Genomic DNA, 25,703 nt, shown 5'->3' on the forward strand with positions numbered 1-25,703 from the left:
ACCTGTGACGACTCCGACACCTGTGACGACTCCGACACCTGTGACGACTCCGACACCTGTGACGACTCCGACACCTGTGACGACTCCGACACCTGCGCCGACGCCGACGCCTGCGCCGACGCCGACGCCGACGCCGACGCCGACGCCGACGCCGACGCCGACGCCGACGCCTGTGACGACTCCGACACCTGCGCCGACGCCGACGCCTGTGACGACTCCGACGCCTGCACGTGTAAAACCGACAGCGTTTGATGAAAAATTCTATCTAATGATGAATTACGATGCAACCAAGGCTATTTCTACTGGGAGCGTAAAAAATGCTTTGGAACACTACGAAACAGTAGGTAAAGTTGAAGGTCGGGCCAGCGCTCCTTCTTTTGTGAGCACTTTTAACATTGAATTCGACTATCGGTTTGATACGACTGGGTTTTTCAAGAATAACCCCAACCGTCAAGCTGTTTTGGAATCCGCAGCTACCTACTGGGAATCTGTCATTCAAGATGAATTTGAAAACATTCCCGTTGGCACTAAACTTTCAATAAAGAATCCTTCTACACAAGAGATAGAGACTGTGGTTTTAGATCGGGAAATTGACGATTTGCTGATCTTTGTAGGCGCTGGTCCTATCAATGCTGCGGGGATAGCTGACGACTATTCCGATCCAAAAGCTTTCCGCGATCGAATCGACGGAGTAAATTACGAACCTTTTGTAAAGAGCATTGCTTTTGATACGAATATCTCCTATTTTGTCGATTCCACGCCATTTGACTTTACTGACACTCCCAGCGAACCTGGCAATCCTGTCGGTGCTGTTCCCAGCCTTTTTATTAGTGCCATGCACGAATTACAACACGCACTGGGGTTTACTAATGGATCACCAGCTTTCAGTGCGCGAATAAATGGAAGTTCTTTTGACGGCCCCAACGCCAGGGCTGCTAATGGGGGGAATCCTATGCCTCTTAAACCCGCTCCTGACTTATCTCATTTAATAAGTATTGTGAGCAGTGGTGGATTGCCCTCTCTTTTGGGTGACGGCGGCGGTGCAGGGTTACAAATCCCCACTAAAGTTGACTTGTCACTGTTGGCGGATATTGGCTACACATTTGACGGATTTACTGTTCAAGATTCAACGCCAACCACTGCAACTGAGGGAGATGATAAAGTCCTTGGCACAAGTTTACCTGATACTCTCAACGGTTTAGGTGGTAACGACATCATCAACGGTGTAGCTGGCAATGATAGCCTGATTGGAGGTGCTGGCAATGATACGAGCAATGGTGGCGGTGGCAATGATATCCTCGTCGGTGGTGATGGTAATGATATCCTCATCGGCGGCAGTGGCAATGATAGCTTGATTGGAGGTGCTGGCAATGACAACCTTACTGGTGGTGATGGTCAGGATACTTTTGTATTTGGCGATGCTAATGGTCAGGATAATATCAGTGATTTTGTTGTGGCTGATGACAAGATACAGCTAGCTGCTAGTTTTGGTTTTAGTGACGGAGCGGCTGCTTTTGATGCTAGTGGAAACTTCTTCAATGGCCCCAATACTTTTACTGGAGCGCTGTTTTCTCGGATCACTCTCAGTCCTGGGAATACGATCCAAGTGCTTCACACTCAACCTCTGACGGCGGCTAATATCATTATTTTCTAATCTAGTCTTCAGACAAGTTTAGAATAAGAGCGATCGCCCTCTCTTCCCCAAAAGTGCGATCGCCCTCGATAATTTGACAGTTAACTTATCAAAAACCCTCCCTCAAAAAAATTATCCTCGGCGAGAGGGTAAATCAAACACCACTTCAAATCGGATGTTGGGTACTCGTTGCCGAAACAACTGAAGATGTCCCTCCGCATCCGATCGGCTGCGATAGCGACCGACGATCGCCCATTGCAAAGTGGGAAGCAAGCGGGCTACTGCCCACGGCTTCAAATATCCTTCGTATTTCATAATAGAGGAGTCTCCATTGCTAAACGGAGCCAGAGCCAGCGCAGAAACTTGGTCGGTGGATGCGCTGGCTTCTGACATTACCCATAAAAATAACACGAAGTAAGCATTAGTGTGCAGAAGTAAGCATAAAACTGACTGTGGATGCACGAGCTGGACTGCCGAGGTGGCACAATAAGGGAAACTTCCAACAGATTGCAAGGCATGAGCGACAGCGAGCGGATTTCCGTGGTTTTGCCAACACAGGCTAAAAAGGATCTCGAAAAGTTGTGCGATCTCGAAAAGCGATCGATCTCCAACTTTGTCTACCTTCTGATTCAAGATGCGATCGATCGAGCAAAAGCATCCGGCAAGCTCAAATCAACAGATGATTGAAATTACACTAAATCAAATTAAACAAGAATTAATTAGCCAAGAAGATGCAAAAAACTGGTTTTTAAGCTTCCCAACCGAATACCAGCAGGAAATATTGCAGCGGCTATCCTACATGACCCTCCAAGCAGGGGCGCGAGATGAAGATGTTTCCCTAGCTATTACCAAATCAAAACTTCGCCCAACTTACACCCCTTGTGTGTTGCTGAGTAAAGGGCGCTTAAAAGAACAAATGGCAAAGCTTTTGAAATTGCCGCCCTCAGAATCTATCAAAACCTTTTTCCTGTTAATAAGTTTATTGGCAATTGCCGATGCGCGCAGGTACTGCAAATATTGTCAAGATGGCTGTAGCCACTGGTGGCACCGCGATTTGAGCGATCGCAAAGTTGTAGATGAAATTCAGCGCGAGTTTCAACAAAGCATTCTTGTTTAAGTTGTAGTAAGCTGTGATGCGATCGGGCGATCTCATTTATTCTCAACTCAATTTCACCTTCCTCAATTACTCACCCATTTCTAACTTTCCCAAAACAATTAAACTTTCTAAATCTTCCACAGCATCAGGAAGGAAATCTTGTACCGCCCTTCTTACCAACCGCAAATCAGTTTCATCAGCCCCTCCCAACATCCGCGTTAAATCCCCTATATCTATACCGCGACTAGCTTTTAGTTTCATCAAAACCAAATAAGGCAATCCGATAATTGGCAACCCATCCGGGGCATTATTTGGATTTCTAATTGCCTCTCCTACCCAAAAATCCCTTGATTCAATTACATCCAAATAAGTACCATCAGGCAATTCCCAAGTGCTGCCCCCAATGCTAAGTTCTCCCGTTCTCCTGCTACCAGCTTGCTCTAATTCTCGATAAAGATTAGCAGCATCCTGAGCTAATACTAAGATATCCACATCATCGGTCATTCGTTCAGGCATATAAAGGCGAGTAGCAATCCCTCCTACTACTACAAAAAGGGTGTTTTGAATAATCGTTTTAATGTTGGTCACGGGATGATTCCAGGTTCTTTTCTTCAGAAACTCTCGACTGCTGCCACTACCGGGACGACATCTACGCAATGCAATTTCAATGTAAAGTTTTCGCCTTTGTTCGGGGAGCTTGAGATTTAGCATTATTATATAATATTTCGATAATTATACCTGACTTTTACACCATTTTTAATAAGCTTTTCAGGGATGGGCTGGAGATCCCGTCCCCCAAGAAAATTCACTCTTTGTGGAACAGGCCGGAAAGCCTGTTCCTAAAAAAATCCCTACATACAGATTACGAATCTCGATCGAGCTTCAGCACAGCCATAAAAGCCTCCTGCGGCACATCCACAGTACCCACAGACTTCATCCGCTTCTTACCCTTCGCCTGCTTTTGCAGCAACTTCTTCTTCCGCGAAATATCACCGCCGTAACACTTCGCCAACACATCCTTCCGCAAAGCCGGAATATGTTCCGAAGCAATCACCTTAGCGCCAATTGTCGCTTGAATCGGCACCTTAAACTGGTGGCGGGGAATCAACTCCTTGAGTTTTTCCGTCAACCCGCGGCCCACATTATAAGCCTTATCGCGGTGTACGATCATCGCCAAAGCATCAACCGGATCGCCATTAATTAAAATGTCCAATTTCACCAACGGATTTTCGCGATAACCGATGATGTGATACTCCATGCTCGCATAACCGCGCGATCGCGATTTCATCTGGTCAAAAAAGTCCGTCACCACCTCCGCTAAAGGCAACTCGTAAACCAGCGTAGTGCGCCCTTGACTCAGATACTTCATATCCATAAAAATGCCCCGCCGATTTTGAGACAATTCCATCAGCGCGCCCACGTAAGTTTCCGGCGACAGCATTTCAACCCGCACGTAAGGTTCCTCAATTTTCTCCCGATACTGAGGATCTGGCAAGTGGCTCGGATTGTCAATTGTTAACACTTCTCCTTTAATTGTTGTGACTTGATAAACCACAGAAGGAGCCGTAACAATCAAATCCAAATTGTATTCTCTCTCCAGTCTTTCTTGCACGATTTCCATGTGCAGCAAACCCAAGAAACCGCAGCGGAAACCAAATCCCATCGCGCTCGATGTTTCCGGTTCGTAAGAAAGCGCGGCATCGTTGAGTTCGAGTTTTTCTAAAGCTTCCCGCAAATCTGGAAATTGGTCGGCATCGATCGGGAACAAGCCGCAAAAAACCATCGGTTTTGCTTCTGTATAACCCGGCCAAGGCTCCGATGCAGGCTTTTTGACTAAAGTAATCGTATCTCCCACGCGAGCATCAGCTACTGCTTTAATTGCCGCGCCCAGATAACCGACTTCCCCCGCGTGCAGTTCGTCTACTTGAACTTGAGTCGGTGAAAGGATGCCCAATTCATCGATGACATATTCCTTACCCGAAACCATCAACAAAACTCGATCGCCCTTTTTGACACTTCCGTCCATCACCCGGAAATACACAATTACCCCGCGATAAGCGTCGTAATAACTGTCAAAAATTAGCGCCCTGAGCGGTTTGTCAACAGTATCCTGCGGCGGCGGCACCAATTCGACGATCGACTCCAAAATCTCATCAATACCAATTCCTTCCTTAGCCGAAGCCTCAATCGCCCCGCTACAGTCCAGACCGATAATTTCTTCAATTTCCCCTTTTACCCGTTCCGGTTCCGCCCCCGGCAGGTCAATTTTATTTAAAACTGGAATAATTTCCAAATTATTTCCCAAGGCAAGGTAGACATTTGCCAAGGTTTGTGCTTCCACGCCTTGAGATGCGTCTACCACCAGCAGCGCCCCTTCGCAAGCAGCGAGCGATCGCGACACCTCGTAGGAGAAGTCCACGTGTCCGGGAGTGTCGATCAGATTGAGCACGTACTCCTGACCGTCCTTAGCAGTGTAATTCATCCGAGCCGCTTGCAGCTTGATCGTGATGCCGCGTTCGCGTTCCAGATCCATATTGTCTAAAAACTGCTCCTTCATCTCCCGTGCCTGCACAGTCCCAGTCGCCTGCAACAGCCGATCGGCCAGGGTGGATTTTCCGTGGTCGATGTGAGCAATAATCGAAAAATTACGAATGCGAGATACAGGGACGTTAGTCATAAAACCTATCGGCAAAAGATTGACTTTTGTTGTATTATAAAACTTCATTCAATCTACAATCATTTATACTCATTTAGAGACTTAAATATAATTTAATTTTTTATCGGCAGTGGGTTGACAGATCCATTGTATTTATGCTATGTTTATCAGTTAACTCCAGCCAAGACCCCCTCGTGGGAAAAAACTTTTCTCTTTGTTATTGTAAAAATATTGTAAAAAAAGCTGTTGAACGGTTGGGGATGCTGTCGATCGCCACCATCCGTCCTCAAACCCCCATTCCAGTCAGGTTGCTCGACCGGCGGGCGATCGCCAACTTAAAAATATTGGTGAGAAGTTGCTGGCGCTTGACAAGAAGCAGATAATTTGGTCAAATGACGGAAGCGGGACGGTAAGGGTGTAAGAAGTATAGGTTTTCAACCGCTGTGAATCCCTACTAGAGGTAAGGCATCACTTCCTTCAAAACACTTCCTTCAAAACAAAAAAGCGTAAATTCCTAGAAGGAATTGAAACTTAAGAATTACAACTAGGATTTTTTAACTATGAGCGAGTCAAGGATACCATCCCACAGTTCGTCAGAAAAAGTGGAACTATCTATCCATATAGATTCTGAACTGCTAGACCAAATTAAGCACTTGACTAATGACCCCAGCAAAGTCATTGAAACAGCAATCAAGCAGTGGCTCAGAGGCGAGCGCCGCGAAGACGATCAGGCTATGAGTTTGCGCCGCAACCCCCCAGTCCCGCCCCGCGGCGAGTGGAACGACTGAGGTTCTCTCCTCTCTCGCCCGAGACGGCGCGCGCAAATCTGCTGGCTGTGAAATTTCGAGTTCCGGCTTCGAGTTCCGGCAGATTTCGCGGCGAAAACTACAGGTTTTGGGCGAGCGAACGCTTGCTAACTCGCAATCTCGGAACTCTTCAAGGTGACAGCAAAAATGCGCTCGCCAGTCCCCCACTTGAGTTGTTTGCAGCCTCAAATTTTGGGGTGATTTTCAAACTCGATCGTTAATCTGTGCAGACTACTAATTCCTAAATCTTAACTTTTATTTTTTAATTAGCAAAAACGGCGGACAACAAATAGTTTTAAGTTTTGAGTTGAGTTCTGAATTAAATAATTAATATTTTTTTAGTTCATTAATAACTCAAAACGCAATGGTAGAAGCATAAAATAGTGGTAAATCGTGAGTTTTGAGCTGTGAATTGTTAATTAAATATCCCACAAATTTTTAGTTGATTAATAGCTCAAAAGTTAACGGTCGAAGCCCAAAACAATTTTGAGTATTGAGTTTTGAATTAAAAACTCAATACTCAAAAATCCGAACTACTTTCATCCCCAACTCTGATGGACTCTAACACAGATTTCCGGCGATCGAGCCTCGCCTCTACAGCCTTTTTTCAAGAGTTAGGGGCAGAATTAGTATTTACCCAAGACGCAAGGGGTCGGTATCTATCTTTTTACTGGCAAAAAGCCGAGCAGTACAACCTCACAGCAGAACAAATTGTCGTTAGCGAAGCCCTCGAAGAGGATCGCCCCCTCAGCGAAACCCTGCAACCCATCCCCCCTGCGCCTTATCTCGATATCCTGCGGCGGGCGATCGAAACCCTCGTACCGCAACGGTTCAGCTATCCATTTGGCCGCGCCGGACAATATTTTCTCTTCGATTTGACAGTCACTCCGGCGATCGACTCAAACGGCAAAGCTACAAAAGTCTTAGTTATGGGAAGGCTGCTGTCTGACAAACCCGCAGAATTGCTGCCAGATTCCTCAGAACTCATGCCCGATCGAGCTTTGTCATCCCCCCCGGACGCCCGCCAACAAATGCCGCTTCCAGCGATCCGCATCGGTCGAGCGCTCTCTCCCAACTGGGAAATCGACCGCAAAATCATCTCCCAAATCGCTCAAAACCTGCACAGAACCCTCGACCTAGAGACAATTTGGCAGCAAACAGCTAACAGTTTGGGTCAAGTCTTGAACGCGAGCCGCTGCATCATCTGTTCCTACAAAAAAGACAGCGAAAATCTCGAATCCTCCCCATTCCTTGCCCCGGAAAATCAGCAAAATTCGACCGCCCCAGCAGCCGAATTGCAACAGTCAATTGCCAGCGATCGCTCGCCCCCGCTTTTGCCAGATCAAATCGAAAATCTCCAATCAAAAACTTTTAAAGTAGTAGCTGAGTACCGCCAAGAACCCTACTCTTCCATGCTCGGATTAGAACTGCGCGCCGCCCAACAGCCCGGGTGGATTCAAACTTTAGCCACCTTAAAACCAGTAGCAGTCGATTACGCCTCCCCCGTCGCCGATCCCTTCGATCGCCATTCCGTGCTCGTAGCAGCTACCTCCTATGAAGACCAACCGAATGCACTAATCAGTTTGCACCGCTGCGGCAGTTCCTCTAAATGGAGTCCAGTCGAACTCGAATTCGCTAGCGAGCTAGTCGCTCAAGTCGGCAGCGCGATCGCCCACGCTACACTTTACCAAGAATTAGAACAGGCCCGCGCCGAAGCCGTAGCTCTTTCCCAACTTAAAAGCCAATTTCTGGCCAATACTTCTCACGAACTCCGCACCCCTCTCAACGGCATCCTCGGCTTTCTGAAACTGCTTATGGACGGCATGGCAGATGACCCCGAAGAAGCGCACCAATTTATCGAAGAAGCTTACCGATCGGCAGTACACTTGTTCAATGTGATTAACGATATTTTGGATATCGCTAAAATCGAAGCTGGCAAAATGCACTTAGACCTCGCTCCCGTCAAACTCGGCGAACTTTTGCAGCAAGTTGAGAATTTTACGCGGGTTCAAGTGCAGCAAAAGCGATTGCAATTTCAAATCCAAAAACCGCCTGTCGAGGACGAGATTATTTTGTACGGCAACTACCAACGCCTGCTTCAGGTAATCTTGAACCTCGCGGGCAATGCGATTAAATTTACCGGGGAAGGGGGAATTCGCATCAGTGCCGAAATTATTAAGAAAAAGGTGACCGTTCACAACCAGCAGTTCCCCGGAATGGTGAAAATCCGAGTCGCTGATACTGGTATTGGCGTTTCTCTAGACAAGCAAGATAAATTATTTGAGTCGTTTTTTCAGGTGGACGGCGCTCGTACCAGGCAATACGGCGGCACCGGTTTGGGATTGGCTATTTCTCAAAAACTGATAGAAGCAATGGGCGGTACAGTAAATTTTTACAGTATGGGGGAAGGACTCGGATCGACTGTTACTTTTACTGTGCCGCTTTATCAAGAACCACTCTTAAAAAATTAATCATCTGTCACCGGGAAAAAGGTAATTGGTAATTCGTAATTGGGACGTTGAAGGAAGTTCGGCAATGGATTGTCTAACCGATTTAACTGATGTTGAGGGAAGAAGCAACAGGGAATCAGGAAGAAGCAACAGGGAAAAAACAGCTATCCGTGTATCCGTGACCAAGAATTTCTTGATGGTACCCGCCACGTGATTTATCCGTGGAATCAATCGAAAGCATCTCAAATCTAAAATCCTCAAGCCCCCGAATTTATCCGTGGGGTCAATCCAAAATCCTTGCATCTAAAATCTAAAATCGAATGACTTCCGTTTCGTGGATAAAGGTCATCGATAATGGGTAATTTTCCTACCAACACAGTTCGATCGCCCGCCCCAGTATCAATTTTTACTTTATCCGCTGCCAAGCTCCCTCATTTGGTGTTTTGAAGTCAGACCGGTCGCCCCCGCCACTTCCTGGCCCCACCCAGAATTCGCATCAATGGAATCCGGGGGGGTAGGGATAACAGCTCATCTTTATCTGTCTCCTGGGAGCTAACGCCTCCAAGTAAACCCCCGCAAATCGCCAACTTTACAATAACTTAATGCCAACTCATACCACTGATTCAGCTTCAAAATCCCCTACTGTAAAGGATTCTTCAAAAAACTGGACGCTCTCCGTTCTCTGTGAAAACCATAAAGATATTGTAAAGACACCGAGACTACTTAGTAATGTTTGACGGCGTGTGGCAACATTTAAGTGTAATTACGTAAGTCCGAAGTCGGACAGCCTGCGACTGGCAAATTTAGTAAATTCCTGCTCTGTTGGCGGGGTGGTAAACTTTTGCCAGTCTAGTAGAAAAAGGGTTGCTATGAATCAGCAAATATCAGCTCAATCACAAAAACTTTTACTCCAAATTGGCAGAAAGATTCGTCGAACCTTGGATATCGATACCATTTGGCAGCAAACAGTTAACAGTCTGGGACAAAATCTAGGCGTCAGCCGCTGCATCATTTGTCCCTATCCAAGTTCTAGCCTGCAAGTCAAAGTAGCTGCCGAATACTGCCAAGAACCATTTCTACCCATGCTGGGAATGGAAATCTCGCTCACAGCAGCACCTCATTTCATTCAAGCTCTAGCCACCCTCGAACCGGTGGTAGTAGAGTCCTTTGGGGCCGATGACCCTTTTGAGCGGCAGTCGGTGCTAGTGGTGGCTACCGCTTATCAAGAGCAACCTAACGGCATAATTAGCTTGCACCGGTGCGAGGGCGGATCGTCGCGGAAGGGTAATGCCGATCGACCTTGGACTCAATGTCAGATCGAATTCGCGCAAGAACTTGCCGATCAAGTAGGAAGTGCGATCGCGCTGGCCACCCTCTACCAAGAGAACAGCCAGCGAACACAAGAAATATCCCAGCTCAAAAAGCAATTTTTGTCGAGCGCGTCCCACGAGCTGCGCACTCCCCTAAATCACATCATCGGCTATCTTCAACTAACCATAGACGATCAAGCTGACGATCCGATAGAGGAGAGAGATTTTATCCAAGAAGCTCACCGTTCGGCTATCCACCTTTATAAGGTAATTGGTAATGTCTTAGATTTCATTCAATCAAGTGAAGCGTGCAAAACTCACGTAGAGTTAGCCGCTTTCAGGAGCCAGGAGAAATCTGGGCCTCAGTAAAGATTCGAGCCGCCCATTCAAAAAGTCGAATATTTACCGTGCAGACAAGTCTTATGCCTGGAAAATCTGACTGTTGCATCTATAGATTCCCTTAATAAATTCGGTGGCTAGTTACTCAATTATACTAATTCTCAAAACTCATGCAACAGTATTTGTAGGGTGCGTCGCCACCCTTAAATCTTAAATAATATCCACAATCTTTGAGCGACGCACCGGTGCAGAATAGTGAGCGTAAACAAACCCACACTCATCATTGTTGCTTTCTGGAGGCGAGAATTGGAATTATTTTTAGGTCATTAGGGTTTTATACCGCACAGGATACCAACTACTAAAGGTAGCATCTGGGTTTATTTCTCATATTATTTCCGCTCGAACTACCTCATCAAATAGGTTATTTTACCGGAAATTATATCGCAAGCAGAAGAGGGAAGTTTCGCACTTTTAATATTTTTTACTTGTGCTTTATAGAATTACCGATCGCCGTTTTTTCTCTGAGTTTTTGGAGGTCTGACATAGCGCGCCCAAAAAGGTTCCTCCATATCTTTCATCGCTGCTAGTTGTTGGCGCTCCTCCGGTATGCACTTGCGTTCTGAAAGGTCAGAAAATATGTTTATGCTGCCGAGAGTCTCGCCGCCGACATCTCGCACAGGTGCGGCCCAAAGCCAAACATCGATCGAGCTACCGTCTTTTTTCAACAAAGACACTTCCAAACCGTTTTGCGGTTTGCCATTGCACGCAGACTTCAGCAGCGCGTAAAAATCTTGCTTTTGGCCTTCAGGAATATTCGGTAAAGCTTGCCCTAAAACCTCAGCCGCAGTCCAGCCAAAAAGTTGTTCGGCGGCGCGGTTCCAGACAAGGGTACGGCCGTTATTGCCGGTACAGTTAATGGCCAGCGGCGCTTCGGCCATCTGCGCTATCATTACTTCGTTAACGAGTTGCAGTTTCAATTCTACTTGCTTGCGATCGGTAATTTCCTGACAAGCCCCCCACAAACGGACAACCCGTTCAGCAGATTTGTCCCACACCACTTGCCAGTAGTCCCGCACCCAGCGCACCTCGCCTTTTTGATTAATAATGCGATACTCGTTGGCTCCCGTGCGGCTGAAACTACAGCATTCTAATTGTTTAATTAACATTTCCCGGTCGTCGGGATGAACGATCTCGGAGTTCCACCAACCAAACGATTCTAATTCTTCAGGAACGAGACCGGCGCAGCGCTCAAAAGCTTCTGTCGCCCACTCGCAGGCGAACTTGCCGTCTGGCAGTCCCTTAAAAGAATAGGCAAAATCCGAAGTAATTTGCGACATAACTCTGTAGTGCAGTTCCGACTCCCGGACTGCCATTTCTGCTTGCTTGCGTTCCCCTATTTCCCGCGAACTAATTATAACTCCCTGCACGCTAGAATCGCAAACCAAACTGTTACCTATCGACTCCATGTAGAGCCAAGAACCGTCAGCGTGGCGTATCCGATATTCGATCGGTCCAACAATTGCGGGAGCTTCTAACAAATTGCCAAAATACGCCTGCCAAGCCAGCAAATCGTCTGGATGAATTAACTCGCCGTGAAAATTGCCAATTCTTTCTTCTAGGTTGTAACCCAAAAGCCGCTGTAAAGCTCCGCTGTGGTATCGAACTCGCCCGTCGGAGCCGACAATGCTAATTATATCGGGAGAATTGCGAAGCAGAGCTTGCAGTTTTGCTTCGCTTTTAATTAATCCTTGATTGTCCCTGCGGTACTGGCTGATTTGTTTTGCCAACTGCTCCTGTAGCTGTCTGATTTGCGATGCTTGCTGGGCGACAGTGCGTTCCAAAAGGCGATTATTTTTTTCAATTTCAACCAGCTTTGCTTCGTTATATCTCGCGCCTTCAAACAGGCTGCTGGCTGCTATTTCCTGCAATGAATTTGATAATTTTTCCAGAGTCTTTGTTAAAATTGCCTGTTGCGGCGGTGGCAATTCGCTAGCTTGTTTCTGCAATGTTTCTAAATGTTTGTAGACTGTTTCTAGCATTTTATTAATGGGGGAATCTGATAGTTGCCACAGGTGCAACCCCTAAAAAGCGGACACAAGTTTTTTGAAAATAACCGATAACTAAGACTGCTGTCTGGCGATCGACCGCGATCGAGATGCCCAGTCATTTCGTGACTTTATTTTCACATTATACCAACCCATACAGAAGGTAAATTCTTGTTGCGATCGAATTACCAGCCTAGAAGCACCCGCCCCAAGTGCTCGCGCGAGTACGGGCAACTCCCCTATCCGGTGAATGCGGGGCTTGGAGCGGTTAAGCTAAACTAGATGGGTGTCAAGAGAAAGAGGGATTTATGACAGAGCAAGCCAACGCTCGCGATTTGTTTCGCGCTGCTTACGAACACCGCTACACCTGGGATGCCAATTTTCCCGGTTACAGTGCCGATATTGAACTCAAACAGGGCGACGAAGTATACACCGGTCATGTTTCCATCAAACCCGACATGAGTGTGGAAGTCAGCGGCATTGAAGACGAGGAAGTGCAGCAAAGCGTCTACACCCAAATGCGCGATATTGTCACCCACCGCAAACGCTCGACATTTGAAAAATCTCACGGCAAAAATAGCTTCACCTTGGGCGAGAAGGACAGCACCGACGCTGTGGATATTTTAGTGCAAGGCGACTCAATGGGGTCTAACTATAAAATCCGAGGTCTCTCAATTTGTCAAGTCAGCCGGGTGATGGGCCGCATGGCTTTCGTAATTGACACTCACAAAAGCTTAGAGACACCCGAGGGTTCTTTGGCCAGCCACTACGACGCCGTTTTCCGCAACCCCCAAACCGACGAAATCATCAGAGAACTCGAATTTGAAGATACCTTTGACAAGATAGGCGACTATTATGTCATGACCAAGCAAGTAGTGCGATCGAAAGAAAAAGGTCAACTGACAACAACCGAGTTCAACTACTCCAACGTCAAACTGCTAGAACCAGCAGTAGTGTAGCGCTAACCAAAAAACCGGATTTCTTAAATAAAACGGGTTTTTTTGGATAACGTATCATAATCAACTTGATTTGGCAGCAAGTAACGCTACGATCGAACGAGAGAGCGAACTCATATCGAGCATCAGCCTTACAGAAACCGGGTTTCTTGCGGCCAGCTCACCCGAGTGTCCAAATCTTTTTTCAAGAAACCCGGTTGCTTAAATCCCGCGCGGTTGAGAATGCTGCCCTGCCGTCAAATCGAACAAAATCAACTGCAAGAAATCATCACAGAGGCGAAATATGACACTAGCACTAACCAGAGATAACGTCGAAACAGTTCTCGATGAAATGCGCCCCTACCTGATATCCGACGGCGGCAACGTCGAACTCGTAGAAATCGAAGGCCCAGTCGTACACCTGAGACTGCAAGGAGCTTGCGGCTCTTGCCCAAGTTCCACAATGACTCTGAGAATGGGCATTGAACGCCGCCTGCGCGAAGCCATCCCAGAAATTGCCGAAGTCGAACAGGTAATGTAATTAGTCAGTTGGTAATTGGCAGTTGGCAGTTGACTGTTGGCAGTTGACGGTTGACAGTTGACGGTTGACAGTTGACTGTTACCAATTACCAAATTCAATTACTAATTACCAAATTCAATTAGCAATTAGCAATTACCAATTACCAATTACCAATTACCAATTACTAAATTCAATGTCTCACCCCCTGTATGTAGCCTTCATTTGGCACCAACATCAACCGCTGTACAAATCCAGAGTATCTGCTAACGCAACAGAGGCTCAATACCGACTGCCTTGGGTGCGCTTGCACGGAGTCAAAGATTACTTGGATTTAGTCCTAATTCTGGCAAAATATCCCAAACTTCATCAAACCGTAAACCTGGTTCCGTCCTTGATTTTGCAGATAGAAGACTGCATCGCAGACAAAGCATTAGACCCTTACTTGACGGTGACATTAAAGTCAGCAGAAATTTTAACCCTCCCAGAACAAGAGTTCATTTTAGAACACTTCTTTGACGCCAATTACCACACCCTGATTCAGCCGCATCCCCGCTACGATCAACTCTACACTCAGCGGCAAGAAAAAGGCATTCAGTGGTGTTTGGCAAACTGGAAAGTGCAGGATTTTAGCGACTTGCTGGCGTGGCACAATTTAGCTTGGATTGACCCGATGTTTTGGGATGACCCGGAGATTGCAGGGTGGCTCAAACAAGAACAAAATTTTAGTTTGGCAGACAGAAAAAACATCTACTCAAAACAAAAAGAAATCCTCGCCCGCATCATTCCCCAGCACCGTAAAATGCAAGCTGAGGGACAGTTGGAAGTCTCCACAACCCCCTACACGCACCCGATTTTACCGCTGCTTGCCGACACCAACGGCGGCCGCACAGCCATTCCAAACATGACGCTGCCACAACACCGGTTTCAGTGGGCAGAAGATATTCCCCGACACCTGAGAAAAGCCTGGGAAATGTATCAAGACCGATTTGATTGCCAACCGCGCGGTTTGTGGCCGTCGGAACAAGCAGTCAGCCCGGAAATTTTGCCGTACATTGCCAAACAAGGCTTTAAATGGATAGTCTCGGACGAAGCAGTATTGGGGTGGACAATTAAACACTTTTTTAACCGCGACGGGGCGGGGAATGTCTGCGAACCCGAATTGTTATATCGCCCTTACCGTTTAGAAACTCCTGACGGCGATTTGGCAATAGTATTTCGAGACCACCGATTGTCCGATTTGATCGGGTTTACCTACGGTTCGATGGAACCGAAAAAAGCAGCGTCAGATTTGGTGGGACACTTAGAAGCGATCGGCAAAACTCTCAAACACCGACAACCCGACGGCCAAACATCTTTAGAAAATCCCTGGTTAGTGACGATCGCCCTAGACGGCGAAAATTGCTGGGAATTCTATCCCCAAGACGGCAAACCGTTCTTAGAATCCCTCTATCAAACTCTTAGCGACAATCCAGATATCAAATTAGTCACAGTCTCGGAATTTCTCGACAAATTCCCAGCAACCGAAACAATTCCCGCAGCCCAACTGCACACCGGTTCCTGGGTGGACGGTTCCCTCACAACTTGGATCGGCGATCCCGCGAAAAATCGCGCTTGGGACATATTAGGGCCCGCCAGACAAATGCTGGCAAACCATCCAGAAGCCACTGAAGAAACCAACCCAGAAGCTTGGGAAGCGCTTTATGCGGCCGAAGGTTCCGACTGGTTCTGGTGGTTTGGCGAAGGTCACACGTCGAACCAAGATGCCATGTTCGACCAGCTATTTCGGGAACACGTAGCGGGAATTTACGAAGCTCTAGGCGAGCCCGTACCCCCGGAAGTGCGGCGGCAAGTAGAGGTGCACTCTGTTCAAGGCGATCACCAGCCGCTGAGCTTTATTCACCCGGTGATTGACGGTATCGGCAACGAACAGGATTGGGACAAAGCCGGCCGGATTGAAGTTGGGGGAGCAAGGGGTACGATGCACCGGAGTTCGGCAATTCAGCGGCTTTGGTACGGGGTTGACCACTTGAATTTTTACATTCGCGCCGACTTCAAGGCAGGGGTGCGGCCGGGAATTGATTGCCCTCCAGAGTTAAATTTGTTCTGGTTTTATCCCGATCGCACGATGAAAAACAGTCTGATTCCGCTGTCGGGTTTGCCCGAGGAAGCACCGCTAAACTACCGATTCCACCATCAGTTAGAGATTAATTTGCTGACGAAATCGATTGCGTTTCACGAAGCAGGAGAGGGCGATGAGTGGCAGCCCCGCCTCAGCCGGGCCCAAGTGGGATTGGATAAATGTTTGGAGGTAGCAGTGCCCTGGGCGGATTTGCAGATTATGCCCGACTGGCAGGTGAGGCTGATTGCAGTTTTATCGGAAGGGGAGCGTTACTCTACCTGTATGCCGGAAGATGCTTTGATTCCGATCGGAATGCCGTAAAAAGTCATCAGTCATCAGTCATCAGTCATCAGTCATCAGTCATTAGTCATCAGTCATTAGTCATCCGTTCAGAACTTACGCAGAAACCCTATTTGTAGGGGGCGCATTGCGCACCTTACTACTATTATGGGTAGTGTAAAAATTAAAAATTTGCGTAACCAACAGAGGACACGGCAATGCCGTTTCCCTACCCCAAAATAATCATGAGTGCTCGCGAGAGATGTAACTATCGCCCGATTAATTGTAGGGAAACGGCACATGGAGTTTCCTGACTGTGGGTAATATTAATTCCGATGCCACCGGATTTGATATCATTAGTCAACACTCATATTATGTCCGATCGAACGACAGCTAGAAAATTGGTTTGTAGTGAGGACTAAAGTCCTCAGAAAATATAGGGCTAAAGTCTTCACTACAAATCTGATAATCGGTGAATTTACCGGAAATCAAATCATTAGTCATTGGGAAATTAACAAGCTAATGAGCCGCATTTTACTCTTGGTCGCTCGCCACCAACAACATTTGCCGATCGCACACCTCAACACCGATCATGAGGTGATCGTACCCGATCGCACTTGGGAACTAAACTCCGAATTTTCCATTGCCCAAATTGCTTTTGACTTGTGCATTCTCGACGAGGCAAATTTCGATCGCATCGGGCCGCTGCTAGAAGCATTAAAAGCTGCCGCCGAGCCGATATTTTTACCGTTTTTGCTCCTCGGAAAATCCCAAACGCGTGCTCTTTCTGAACAGCCATTTTCGCTGACGGCAAAACAACTCGAACGCAGAATAGACGATTTGATAGCAACTCCCGTAGATGCCACCCAACTGCAATTGCGGGTAGAGAATTTGTTGGCCCGCAGGCGGCTGTCGGTAGAACTCCACAGACTTCAAGAAGTAATTAAAGAACGGAATTTTACAGAAAGTTTGTTAATCAACTCGCTGCAAACGGCAAACGAAAACCTGCAACGGGAAATCGCCAAGCGGGCGGAGGTAGAAGCTGCACGGCGAGAAAGATCCTATCTCGACTTGCTGATGAATGCCATGCCAGATATTGTCTGCTTCAAAGATGGCGAGGGTAGGTGGCAGGAGGCAAATCAAGGGATATTGGAAGTGTTCGAGCTATCAGCAGATAAATACCGCGGGCTGACAGATTCTCAACTAGGAGAACTCAGCAGTTTTTACCGCGAGGCCCTGCAGGCGTGCGAGGTCAGCGATCGAGAAGCGTGGGAAAAAGGTAAGCTTTCTAGGGGAGAAGAAATGATTCCCCGATCGGACGGTACTGTGAAAATCTACGACGTGATTAAAGTACCCGTATTTCACCCCGACGGCAGACGCAAAAATATCGTGATTTTGGGCCGCGACATCACGGAATACAAGCAAACTAGAGACGAACTCGTGCGCTTGGCGTCGATTGTCGAGTCTTCCGACGACGGCATTGTCGGCAAAACCCTCGCCGGGACAATTCAGAGCTGGAACGCAGGAGCAGAGAAGATTTACGGCTACTGTGCGACGGAAATCAAGGGGCAGTCGATCGAGATTTTAGCAATACCCGAACGCCCCAAAGAAATGCCCCAAATTCTGGAACATATTAGGGCTGGAGCCAGCATCGACCATTACGAAACCGTGCACTTGCGCAAAGACGGCCAACAAATAGATGTGTCCCTGACAATTTCTCCGATTAAAGACGCCACAGGAGCGGTAACGGGCATTTCGACAATCGCTCGCGACATCAGCGACAGCAAGCGAGTCGAAAAAGCCTTTGAACAACTCCGCCACCAAACAGAAATGATTTTGTTCTCCGCAGGAGAAGGAATTTGCGGGTTGAACAAAAAGGGAAAAGTAACTTTTGTCAATCCTGCTGCGGTGAGAATGGCCGGCTGCGAATCGAAAGAATTGATCGATCGACCGGTCTATGAAACCATAAACCGTTCACAGGAACAATCCTCGAGGGCGATCGAGCAACTGTCACCTGCAACAGACATCAATTCAGGCTCTGAACTTGTCCCACACTGCGCGGCACCGCAGGCCGGCAAACTGCTGCCGAACCGGGTAAGTTCTCAAATTTTAGCCACCTTGGAAGACGGAGAGGCGCGGCGCGTCACCGATGAGGTTTTTTGGCGGCGAGACGGCAGCAGTTTTCCGGTTGAGTACGTTGTCGCTCCGATGCGAGAACAAGGCGAAATTATTGGAGCTGTGGTGACTTTTAAGGATATCACCGAGCGACTGGCGATCGAGCGCATGAAAGATGAATTCATCTCTGTGGTCAGCCACGAACTGCGGACGCCCATGACCTCGATTCACGGTGCCCTCGGCCTCCTCAACAGCGGTCTGCTTGACGTTTACCCCCACAAAGCCAAGCGGATGCTGGAGATTGCTGTCACTAACACTGACCGCTTGGTGCGCTTGATCAACGACATTCTAGATTTAGAGCGGATGGAGTCGAGTTACAGCACTGCCATCAAACAAACTTGCAATGTGGCTGAGCTGATGCTGCAGGCGGCCGACGAGATGCAAGGAATGGCTCAGCAGGCGGGAGTTACTCTATCGGTGAGGCCTGTGGGGGCGCAATTGCGGGCTGTTCCCGATCGGCTAATTCAGACCTTGACAAATTTGCTCAGCAATGCTATAAAATTTTCGCCTTCGGGTGCTACGGTTTGGCTGAGCGGGGAGTTGACCCACAATCCGGATTTGGCAGAAAAGGCAGGGTACAAGTCGGTGTCGTCGTCTTTGTTGTCTCCTGAGTCTGCCGCCGCCCATCCGCACTTGCCAGGGACGAACTCGTCGTACATCGTGATTGCTGTTAAAGACCAAGGACGGGGCATTCCGGCAGATAAGCTGGAGATAATCTTTGAACGCTTTCAACAGGTTGATGCTTCTGATTCTCGTCAGAAGGGAGGTACTGGTTTGGGGCTGGCTATTTGTCGCAGTATCGTGCAGCAGCACGGGGGCCGGATGTGGGTGGAGAGCGTTTTGGGGGAGGGCAGCACTTTTTTCTTAAGTCTGCCGGTTCTTAGGGAGGGGCTTGTGTAGCTTCTGCCATAGAGTTTTGAAAATTTACTTTAAGTCGGATCTGGTAAAATAGTTGGCTTTACAAAATATTCACATTTGGGCTCTAGCCTGAGAATAAGTTCTCATTGTTAAAAAAGATGTTAATTTTGACTACCAAGCGCATCTTGGTTATTGACGATGCGGAAGATATTCGGGAAGTGGCTCAAGTCAGTCTTGAGGTGGTGGGGGGCTGGGAAGTCCTGACGGCGAGTTCTGGCCGCGAGGGTGTGGCTAAGGCTCTTGCCGAACAGCCTGATGCTATTCTGTTGGACGTGATGATGCCCGACCAAGACGGGCCTACTACTTTTCTACAGTTACAAGCTAATAATGCTACGCAGCACATTCCGGTGATTTTATTGACGGCTAAAGCTCTAGCTGGGGACAGGCGGATGTTCGCGGATTTGGGGGTTGTGAGCGTGATTGCTAAGCCTTTTGAACCGATGTCTTTGGCTGCTCAGGTGGCCCAAGCTTTGGGCTGGGAGCAAGAATAGATCGATCGCGCATTTATAGCAGAAGGAATCAGGAATCAGGAATCAGCAGTAACAGCAATGGTGGCAGCGATTAAGAATGTCCTAACCGTCGGGCGCGGTTGCTATAATTAAGCATGAAAAAAAACAAATTATTCCTGCTGGTTTCTCGGACAAATATAAGCTGGTCGGAGTATTTTACTTTTTGTGACAATTTGCTGGTCTTCATAAGTTCTTCAGGTTTTAGTTTTAAGTTTAAGCACATGGTCAGGGATCGATCCTGACTGTTGGCAGATACATTGGGAGAAGACGACTATGCCCTCAGCTTACATTTTGCTACTCATAGTTTCTGTGGCGGCCGTCTGGATTTACTGGCAAACCTCTCAAGATATTTTTGTTCTTGTGGTTTTGGCCGGACTGGGTTGTTTTATTTGGGGTTTCTCTTGGGCTCCTTGGAGCGTTCAGCTTCTGATTGTGGTGTTGCTGTTGGGCCTCCAAAAGTGCTACTTGGGAGACGATCAAAGTTTTGAGTGAAAAAAAAAATTATTGTTGTGTCTGAAGTTAAGATCCGCCGGCATTTGTCAATCTCTGTAATGAATTGGTTATCGCTCCCTATCTTAAAGAAGGTTTAAAATATCATGAATAGTTGCCCTTGTTGCTCCTCTAAATTGCTCCGCCACGCTCGCCACAATCGCGTTTATTGGTTCTGCTCGCAGTGCTGGCAGGAAATGCCGGATCTGTCGGAGATGATTTTAGGTCACAGCGCGCGGACTCACAAACGGGACGGTTTGGTGAAGCTTCCTGCTTTGACCCCTAAATTGAGGATTTTTGATTCGGTAGGAATTGCTTAGTTTGCTGGAGTTAGTCTCGCGATAAATATGGAGACGGAAAAGATTTTTGATTGTGCCATCGGTCGGATTTTTTGAGAGAAAATGCAAAAGCCCCCTTCCGTGTGAAGTGAAGGGGACTTATTAGCGGGGGGGGCTTTTGCAATTGTGATGGGGTCGATCGATCGCCTGAATTACAGCTATATATATGCAGTTAAGCTGATTACATCAAACCGATTTGAGAGAGAATGCCTTGACCGGTGAGGTATTCGGTAGCTAAGCCGATAACGAAGCCCAACATTGCCAAACGGCCGTTCCAGGTTTCAGCGAACTCAGTGAAGCCCAACTTTGCGTCTTTGTTTTCCATGACCAGAAACCTCGTTTAATTTCAACCTTATGTAACTAAACTTAACACAGCAGTACAAAGTTTGCAACATATTTTTACATTTACTCTTCAAATGCCGGAGATAAGCGGGATGGGCCTGGGCGAGAGGGGCTCGCGGGGGGAGAGGGAGAGGGTTTTTGATGTGGGAACGGTCGATCGGTGTCAGCTTGCCCAAAACCTTGGTGAGATGCCTAATGATGTAAAAAAATTATTTTGAGTGAATACTTGACATCTAATAATTAGAACGCTAGCCTAAAAGCACAGCTAAAACTAAATATCGCATTCAAAATCAAGGAATGTTGATTGAGTCGTCTTAGCTACACGGTTTATAATACTGCGGCAAGTTTCCAACACCCCGTAGAGGGGAATTTGAGTCTAATGTCGTTTTAACAAGTTGATACAAGCTTGAGAAAATCGAAACATTATTGAGTTCAATTTCCCTTCAACGGGCTGCTACTAAGCTCGTTGCAGTTCTGTAAACCCTGTAGCTAAGACGCTAATCAAATCCCAACAAAATTACAGTGTTTTGTGGTAACAGATTGTTCTATGCCGAGATGTTCTTTTTTGAGCAAACCCATAGACAAAACTCCCTTAATGCTAGAGGCGCGATATGTCGAGGCTGTCCAGTCAACCTCTTTGTAGGACATAAATCAAATTACGGACAATCATCGAACCACAGGCAAACAAAAAAGCCAGTCTCAGCGAGTTGCTATGTCTTGGGATACTCAGAACGTCTACTTAAACCAAGATCAAGCTGAATTCCTGCTGGCTTTTGCCAAATCACAAGGACGTTTAGAACCGCCTAAAATTTACTATAACTCGCAGCACAAAAATCAAGTTAACGACAAAAATCGGCTAGAAAAGCTTGGTTGTATTGGCGTTGATGTCCGCGATTCCGGCAAAAACAGTCTAGATAAACAATTGGTGTTTGACTGTAGTAAACGATTTGCAATTAAGCCTTCTCCGGACCTAATTATCCTAGTTTTAGGAGATCGGGACTTTGCAGGTTTAATTACCTTTTTGAAGGCTTTGGGTATAACAGTCATCGTTTTTGCACGGCGCAAAAGTGCAAGCAAAAAACTGATTAACCTTGTTGGCGAGGATAACTTTCATGATGTAGACGAATTGTCTAGTTTGTGTGCAGGATTGAAACCGCAACTTGAAAATCAAAAAAAGTTATCAATAGAAGCAGATAAATTATCTGCATAAAGTGGCACAGTCCGCCAGGGAATGAATTCCCTGTCTAATAGCTAAAGTCGGTTAAAACCGACTGACTGACAGTTAAAAAACACAACCTTCAGTCCTCTTAAGAGGACTTTAGCTATGAGCCAGGGGTTTTAACCCCTGGCGGACTGACGGACTAACGGGCTAATAGTAGAACAGTCAAATATCTGTTAAAATTTACCTAGCCGCCGATAGCAAAAATCCAGTTTATTTGATAAACTAGATGCTCCAAACCAACCGCTATCTGCGGCTCTTTCATGTCCGCATAACAACACCAAACTCCAAAAACAATAACCCTTACAAAACTCCTATGCCATTAAGTAATCCTACACAAGAACTCAAAATTACCCTTCCCGAATTCAAAAATGAAAAACTGCTGCGCCAAGCGCTCACCCACCGTTCCTACGTCAACGAAAACCCCACGTTCCGCGAAGAAGACAACGAACGCTTAGAATTTCTCGGCGATGCTTTGCTGACTTTTCTCAGCGGCGAATATCTCTATCAGCGCCATCCAGAAATGGGAGAAGACCAATTGACTCGCCGGCGTTCTGCATTGGTAGATGAAAAACAATTAGCCAGATTTGCTACTGAAATCAATTTAGATTTAAAAATGCGGCTGGGAAAAGGAGCTTATCGAGAAGGTGGGATTACCAACCCAAATTTGCTCAGCAGCACTTTTGAAGCATTTATTGGCGCTTACTATCTCGATACGCAAGATATGGACAAAGTTAGCCAGTTTGTGTGGCAAATGTTTGATTCTGTTCCCGAAAATGTTGTGGAAACTCGATCGACTGTAGACTCGAAAAATCGCTTTCAAGAATGGGTACAGGCCAACGGTGACACGACTCCCCCTAAATACGTGACAGTCCAAGAAGGAGGCACACCCCACAAGCCGGAATTTCTCGCTAAAGTTTATGTCGCAGAGAAACTCTATGGAGAAGGTAAAGGCAAAAGCAAAAAAGATGCTGAGAAAAATGCGGCAGAAGATGCGCTAGCAAAGCTGAAAAAACGCGGACTGATCTAAACTTGAAAACCTTGGTAAAAACTACTAGCTTTTTTGTGCGATACGGGCGTTGGCGAAGCCCTCGAAGACGATCGCCCGAATGGATTGCCAGAGCACACAATGGGCTATAATCAGGACTTGTGCAAGTGTTACAGCCGTCGATCGAGGGTTGCAATGGCAGAAATTCGTTGACGAGTACCCGAGTGTCGATCGTAATTTTGGGAAATATCAGAGCAATTCATGTCTACTCAAAACCCGACTACCCTAACTGTTGAAGAAGCACAGCAAATCCTCAAAGATTTCACTTGTCTGGATATGCAATCTGTAGCATCGCCGCTGGAAAAACAGGCACTCCGTCAAGCGATTTTGCTGGTAGCAAGTTTGTCGGATTATCAAATGCTTGGTGTGTGCGCGTCTTCGACGGATGACGGTTTTTTAGCTTTAGAAGCTTATTTGAAAGCTTTGGGATATCAAGCTGTTTTAGATCCCAATGCTTTTTCGACCTTTGCTGGTTCTGTTTATATTAAGTTCAATACTTTGAAGGGGTCGTATTATGTTGACGGCTATCCCGGAACTTACCGGGGCGTTTTGGTGTCGTGTCAATCTTCCTCAGAAGGTGGAGTTAGCGGCACTTACGGTCATTTACCTCTCGATTTATTTGTTGATTAATTGGGCATTGGGCATTGGGCATTGGGCATGGGAACCAAAAACTAAAAACTAACAAATAACAACAGCCAACTGTCAACAGTCAACTGTCAACAGTCAACTTACCCATTACCAATTACCCATTGCCAAGAATCAATTCTGGCTGTGGTTCCGGTGCAGTTTCTTCGGGCGGCAGTCCCAAAATATCGCTGTACAAGTTGACGTATTTCCGGGCCGAAATATCCCAGCCAAAATCTTCTCTCATGCCGCGCTGTTGCAGTTCTTTCCACTTATCTTTGTAGCGGAAACTTTCCCAAGTTCGGATCATGCAGGTGAACAAGTCGAGGGGTTCGTAGCGATCGAAACAGTAACCTGTACCAGTGTTCTCGATCGGATCGTTGTGGGAAACGGTATCGACTAAACCGCCGGTGCGGCGCACCATTGGCACGCACCCGTAGCGGAGGGCGAGCATTTGGCTGATGCCGCAGGGCTCGAAACGGCTGGGCATCAGGAAGGTGTCGCAGCCTGCGTAAACGCGACGGGAGAGGGCTTCGTTGTAGAGTAATTGGGTGGACATCCGACCGGGATAGCGGGCTGTCATTTGCCAGAGTTGGGTTTCGTAGTAGCGATCGCCCGTTCCGAGTACAATAAATTGAGCGTCCGTATAGGCCATGAACAGATCGAGCATTTGAATTATCAAATCCAATCCCTTCTGTTCTACCAGCCGCGTCACCATGCCGATTAAAAAGGCACCTTTATTCACTTCCAAACCGACTTCTTCTTGCAGGGCAATTTTGTTAGCTGGGCGCTTTTCAATAGTATCAGCACTGAATTGTTGAGGGATGTACTTGTCAGTTTCTGGGTTGTAAGATTCTGTGTCAATTCCGTTCAAAATGCCCGAGACTTTGCCGCCGAGGAAAGACAGCAAACCTTCCAAACTTTCCCCGTAAGCTGGGGTTTTGATTTGCTCGGCGTAAGTCGGCGAAACTGTATTTACTCGATCGGCAAACTGGACGGCGGCAGCCATTGTATTGTGACCTTGCATATACCAAGGACACCAAGTCATCTGCTCCAAACGCCAGCGCCAAGGCCCTTGATAAGCTAAATTGTGAATAGTAAAAACCGTGCTGATATCGGGGTCTTGGCTCATCCAAACAGGTATCATCCCCGTATGCCAGTCGTGACAGTGGATAATTTGGGGCTTCCAGTGATTCCAGGCAAATTCAGCCGCAGCATTGGCAAAAAAAGTGAACCTCCAATCTTCATCTAAGCCGCCGTAAACGCGGCGGGGCAAGAAAGATGGATGTTGCAATAAGTATAAAGGTACATCGGTTCCCGGCAAAACACTTTCAAAGACGGAGAAGCTTTGGAACATGGCCGCCCCGTTCCAAACAGGTTTTTTGGGAACGTCCATTTTGTCGGGGACGAAACCGTAGTAGGGCATGAAGATGCGCACATCGTGTCCCATGCGCCGCAGAAATTTAGGCAAAGCGCCGACGACATCGCCCATACCGCCCACTTTGGCGAGGGGTGCTGCTTCGGCGGATACAAATAGAATGCGCATTATTTTTTTGTGTTCCTTGGGATAGCTAGTCTAGATTAAGTTTAAATGCGGAGGGTCACATTATTAACGCGGCGCCCAAAAAACCAGTATAAATCTGAGTTGCTCTGTTGCGATCGCACTTTACTCAAGAATGCGAGATCCATTTTTCCATCCGTGTTTATCGGCGGCGCTCTGCGGCGAACAAAAGAGCGATCGCTTTTCCGATTTTATGATAAATATTGAATAAAATCTGTAGATACTGTCTTGAACTGTCAAGGGGTAGCAAGTAAATAATTGGGGTCGAAAGGCTTTTGGGACTTTAAAATCC

The 25,703-nt window shown here is 47.1% G+C and carries 25 protein-coding genes; 18 read left to right on the plus strand and 7 right to left on the minus strand.

Annotation, left to right across the window (positions count from 1 at the left end):
- Positions 1 to 1,654, plus strand: a 1,654-nt coding sequence (locus QUA02_RS26725) for a calcium-binding protein (RefSeq protein ID WP_510182601.1), incomplete at its 5' end; no start/stop codon positions are given.
- Positions 1,655 to 1,765: 111 nt separating this feature from the next.
- Here QUA02_RS26725 and QUA02_RS26730 read toward each other — a convergent pair.
- On the minus strand, positions 1,766 to 2,026 hold the full coding sequence (locus tag QUA02_RS26730) for a hypothetical protein (RefSeq protein ID WP_333032280.1): 261 nt from the start codon (positions 2,024 to 2,026) through the stop codon (positions 1,766 to 1,768).
- A gap of 123 nt (positions 2,027 to 2,149) precedes the next feature.
- Between QUA02_RS26730 and QUA02_RS26735 the strand changes: the two genes are divergently transcribed.
- Positions 2,150 to 2,320: a ribbon-helix-helix domain-containing protein gene (locus QUA02_RS26735; protein ID WP_193973015.1), complete on the plus strand. Its 171-nt coding sequence runs from the start codon at positions 2,150 to 2,152 to the stop codon at positions 2,318 to 2,320.
- A complete protein-coding gene (locus QUA02_RS26740; RefSeq protein WP_333032282.1) occupies positions 2,313 to 2,750 on the plus strand; it encodes a DUF5958 family protein in 438 nt (145 codons plus the stop codon). The genes QUA02_RS26735 and QUA02_RS26740 overlap by 8 nt, the downstream gene beginning before the upstream one ends.
- A 66-nt stretch (positions 2,751 to 2,816) precedes the next feature.
- Here QUA02_RS26740 and QUA02_RS26745 read toward each other — a convergent pair whose 3' ends face one another.
- Positions 2,817 to 3,317: a hypothetical protein gene (locus tag QUA02_RS26745; protein WP_333032284.1), complete on the minus strand. Its 501-nt coding sequence runs from the start codon at positions 3,315 to 3,317 to the stop codon at positions 2,817 to 2,819.
- 274 nt (positions 3,318 to 3,591) lie between these two features.
- A complete protein-coding gene (gene lepA, locus QUA02_RS26750; protein ID WP_333032286.1) occupies positions 3,592 to 5,406 on the minus strand; it encodes a translation elongation factor 4 in 1,815 nt (604 codons plus the stop codon).
- A gap of 134 nt (positions 5,407 to 5,540) precedes the next feature.
- Here lepA and QUA02_RS26755 point away from each other — a divergent pair, with 134 nt between their 5' ends.
- The 5 genes from QUA02_RS26755 to QUA02_RS26775 all read left to right on the plus strand — a co-directional run bounded on the left by QUA02_RS26755 (position 5,541) and on the right by QUA02_RS26775 (position 10,320).
- Positions 5,541 to 5,768 (plus strand): hypothetical protein, encoded by a 228-nt coding sequence (locus QUA02_RS26755; protein WP_333032288.1) that lies wholly within the window; start codon positions 5,541 to 5,543, stop codon positions 5,766 to 5,768.
- Positions 5,769 to 5,945: 177 nt separating this feature from the next.
- Positions 5,946 to 6,173, plus strand: coding sequence for a type II toxin-antitoxin system CcdA family antitoxin (locus QUA02_RS26760; protein WP_265237347.1), 228 nt, complete (start codon positions 5,946 to 5,948; stop codon positions 6,171 to 6,173).
- 47 nt (positions 6,174 to 6,220) lie between these two features.
- Positions 6,221 to 6,412, plus strand: coding sequence for a hypothetical protein (locus QUA02_RS26765; protein ID WP_333032290.1), 192 nt, complete (start codon positions 6,221 to 6,223; stop codon positions 6,410 to 6,412).
- 333 nt (positions 6,413 to 6,745) lie between these two features.
- Positions 6,746 to 8,662 (plus strand): ATP-binding protein, encoded by a 1,917-nt coding sequence (locus tag QUA02_RS26770; protein WP_333032291.1) that lies wholly within the window; start codon positions 6,746 to 6,748, stop codon positions 8,660 to 8,662.
- An 848-nt stretch (positions 8,663 to 9,510) separates the two neighbouring features.
- The gene (locus tag QUA02_RS26775; protein WP_333032292.1) at positions 9,511 to 10,320 is read left to right on the plus strand and encodes a GAF domain-containing sensor histidine kinase; all 810 of its coding nucleotides are present in this window, start codon (positions 9,511 to 9,513) and stop codon (positions 10,318 to 10,320) included.
- A 470-nt stretch (positions 10,321 to 10,790) separates the two neighbouring features.
- Here the strand turns inward: QUA02_RS26775 and QUA02_RS26780 are convergent, their stop codons facing one another.
- A complete protein-coding gene (locus tag QUA02_RS26780; RefSeq protein ID WP_333032294.1) occupies positions 10,791 to 12,329 on the minus strand; it encodes a PAS domain-containing protein in 1,539 nt (512 codons plus the stop codon).
- A 314-nt stretch (positions 12,330 to 12,643) separates the two neighbouring features.
- Here QUA02_RS26780 and QUA02_RS26785 point away from each other — a divergent pair, with 314 nt between their 5' ends.
- The 7 genes from QUA02_RS26785 (at position 12,644) to QUA02_RS26815 (ending at position 20,599) form a co-directional block, all read left to right on the plus strand.
- Positions 12,644 to 13,294, plus strand: a complete 651-nt coding sequence (locus tag QUA02_RS26785) for a DUF3386 domain-containing protein (RefSeq protein WP_333032295.1) — start codon at positions 12,644 to 12,646, stop codon at positions 13,292 to 13,294.
- A gap of 280 nt (positions 13,295 to 13,574) precedes the next feature.
- A complete protein-coding gene (locus QUA02_RS26790) occupies positions 13,575 to 13,811 on the plus strand; it encodes a NifU family protein (protein ID WP_333032298.1) in 237 nt (78 codons plus the stop codon).
- Between the two features lie 172 nt (positions 13,812 to 13,983).
- The gene (locus QUA02_RS26795) at positions 13,984 to 16,230 is read left to right on the plus strand and encodes a glycoside hydrolase family 57 protein (protein ID WP_333032300.1); all 2,247 of its coding nucleotides are present in this window, start codon (positions 13,984 to 13,986) and stop codon (positions 16,228 to 16,230) included.
- Positions 16,231 to 16,710: 480 nt separating this feature from the next.
- Complete coding sequence (locus tag QUA02_RS26800; RefSeq protein ID WP_333032303.1) at positions 16,711 to 19,263, plus strand: PAS domain S-box protein; 2,553 nt, start codon at positions 16,711 to 16,713, stop codon at positions 19,261 to 19,263.
- Between the two features lie 116 nt (positions 19,264 to 19,379).
- A complete protein-coding gene (locus QUA02_RS26805; protein WP_333032306.1) occupies positions 19,380 to 19,772 on the plus strand; it encodes a response regulator in 393 nt (130 codons plus the stop codon).
- A gap of 291 nt (positions 19,773 to 20,063) precedes the next feature.
- A complete protein-coding gene (locus QUA02_RS26810) occupies positions 20,064 to 20,282 on the plus strand; it encodes a hypothetical protein (RefSeq protein WP_333032309.1) in 219 nt (72 codons plus the stop codon).
- A 104-nt stretch (positions 20,283 to 20,386) separates the two neighbouring features.
- Positions 20,387 to 20,599, plus strand: coding sequence for a hypothetical protein (locus QUA02_RS26815; protein WP_333032311.1), 213 nt, complete (start codon positions 20,387 to 20,389; stop codon positions 20,597 to 20,599).
- Between the two features lie 199 nt (positions 20,600 to 20,798).
- Here QUA02_RS26815 and QUA02_RS26820 read toward each other — a convergent pair whose 3' ends face one another.
- The gene (locus QUA02_RS26820) at positions 20,799 to 20,942 is read right to left on the minus strand and encodes a CAB/ELIP/HLIP family chlorophyll-binding protein (RefSeq protein ID WP_106150802.1); all 144 of its coding nucleotides are present in this window, start codon (positions 20,940 to 20,942) and stop codon (positions 20,799 to 20,801) included.
- 729 nt (positions 20,943 to 21,671) lie between these two features.
- Between QUA02_RS26820 and QUA02_RS26825 the strand changes: the two genes are divergently transcribed.
- From QUA02_RS26825 to QUA02_RS26835, 3 genes are all read left to right on the plus strand, one after another.
- Positions 21,672 to 22,169: an NYN domain-containing protein gene (locus tag QUA02_RS26825; RefSeq protein WP_333032312.1), complete on the plus strand. Its 498-nt coding sequence runs from the start codon at positions 21,672 to 21,674 to the stop codon at positions 22,167 to 22,169.
- 325 nt (positions 22,170 to 22,494) lie between these two features.
- Positions 22,495 to 23,208: a ribonuclease III gene (gene rnc / locus QUA02_RS26830; protein ID WP_333032313.1), complete on the plus strand. Its 714-nt coding sequence runs from the start codon at positions 22,495 to 22,497 to the stop codon at positions 23,206 to 23,208.
- Positions 23,209 to 23,427: 219 nt separating this feature from the next.
- The gene (locus QUA02_RS26835; RefSeq protein ID WP_333032314.1) at positions 23,428 to 23,856 is read left to right on the plus strand and encodes a DUF1824 family protein; all 429 of its coding nucleotides are present in this window, start codon (positions 23,428 to 23,430) and stop codon (positions 23,854 to 23,856) included.
- Positions 23,857 to 23,968: 112 nt separating this feature from the next.
- On the opposite strand, the gene glgA is transcribed toward QUA02_RS26835, so the two are convergent.
- On the minus strand, positions 23,969 to 25,396 hold the full coding sequence (glgA, locus tag QUA02_RS26840) for a glycogen synthase GlgA (RefSeq protein ID WP_333032316.1): 1,428 nt from the start codon (positions 25,394 to 25,396) through the stop codon (positions 23,969 to 23,971).
- 120 nt (positions 25,397 to 25,516) lie between these two features.
- On the minus strand, positions 25,517 to 25,703 hold a 187-nt coding region (locus QUA02_RS26845; protein WP_333032318.1), incomplete at its 5' end, for a hypothetical protein.

The sequence above is a fragment of the Microcoleus pseudofavosus SVA1_A4 genome (assembly GCF_036700565.1).
Lineage (GTDB): Bacteria > Cyanobacteriota > Cyanobacteriia > Cyanobacteriales > Microcoleaceae > Microcoleus.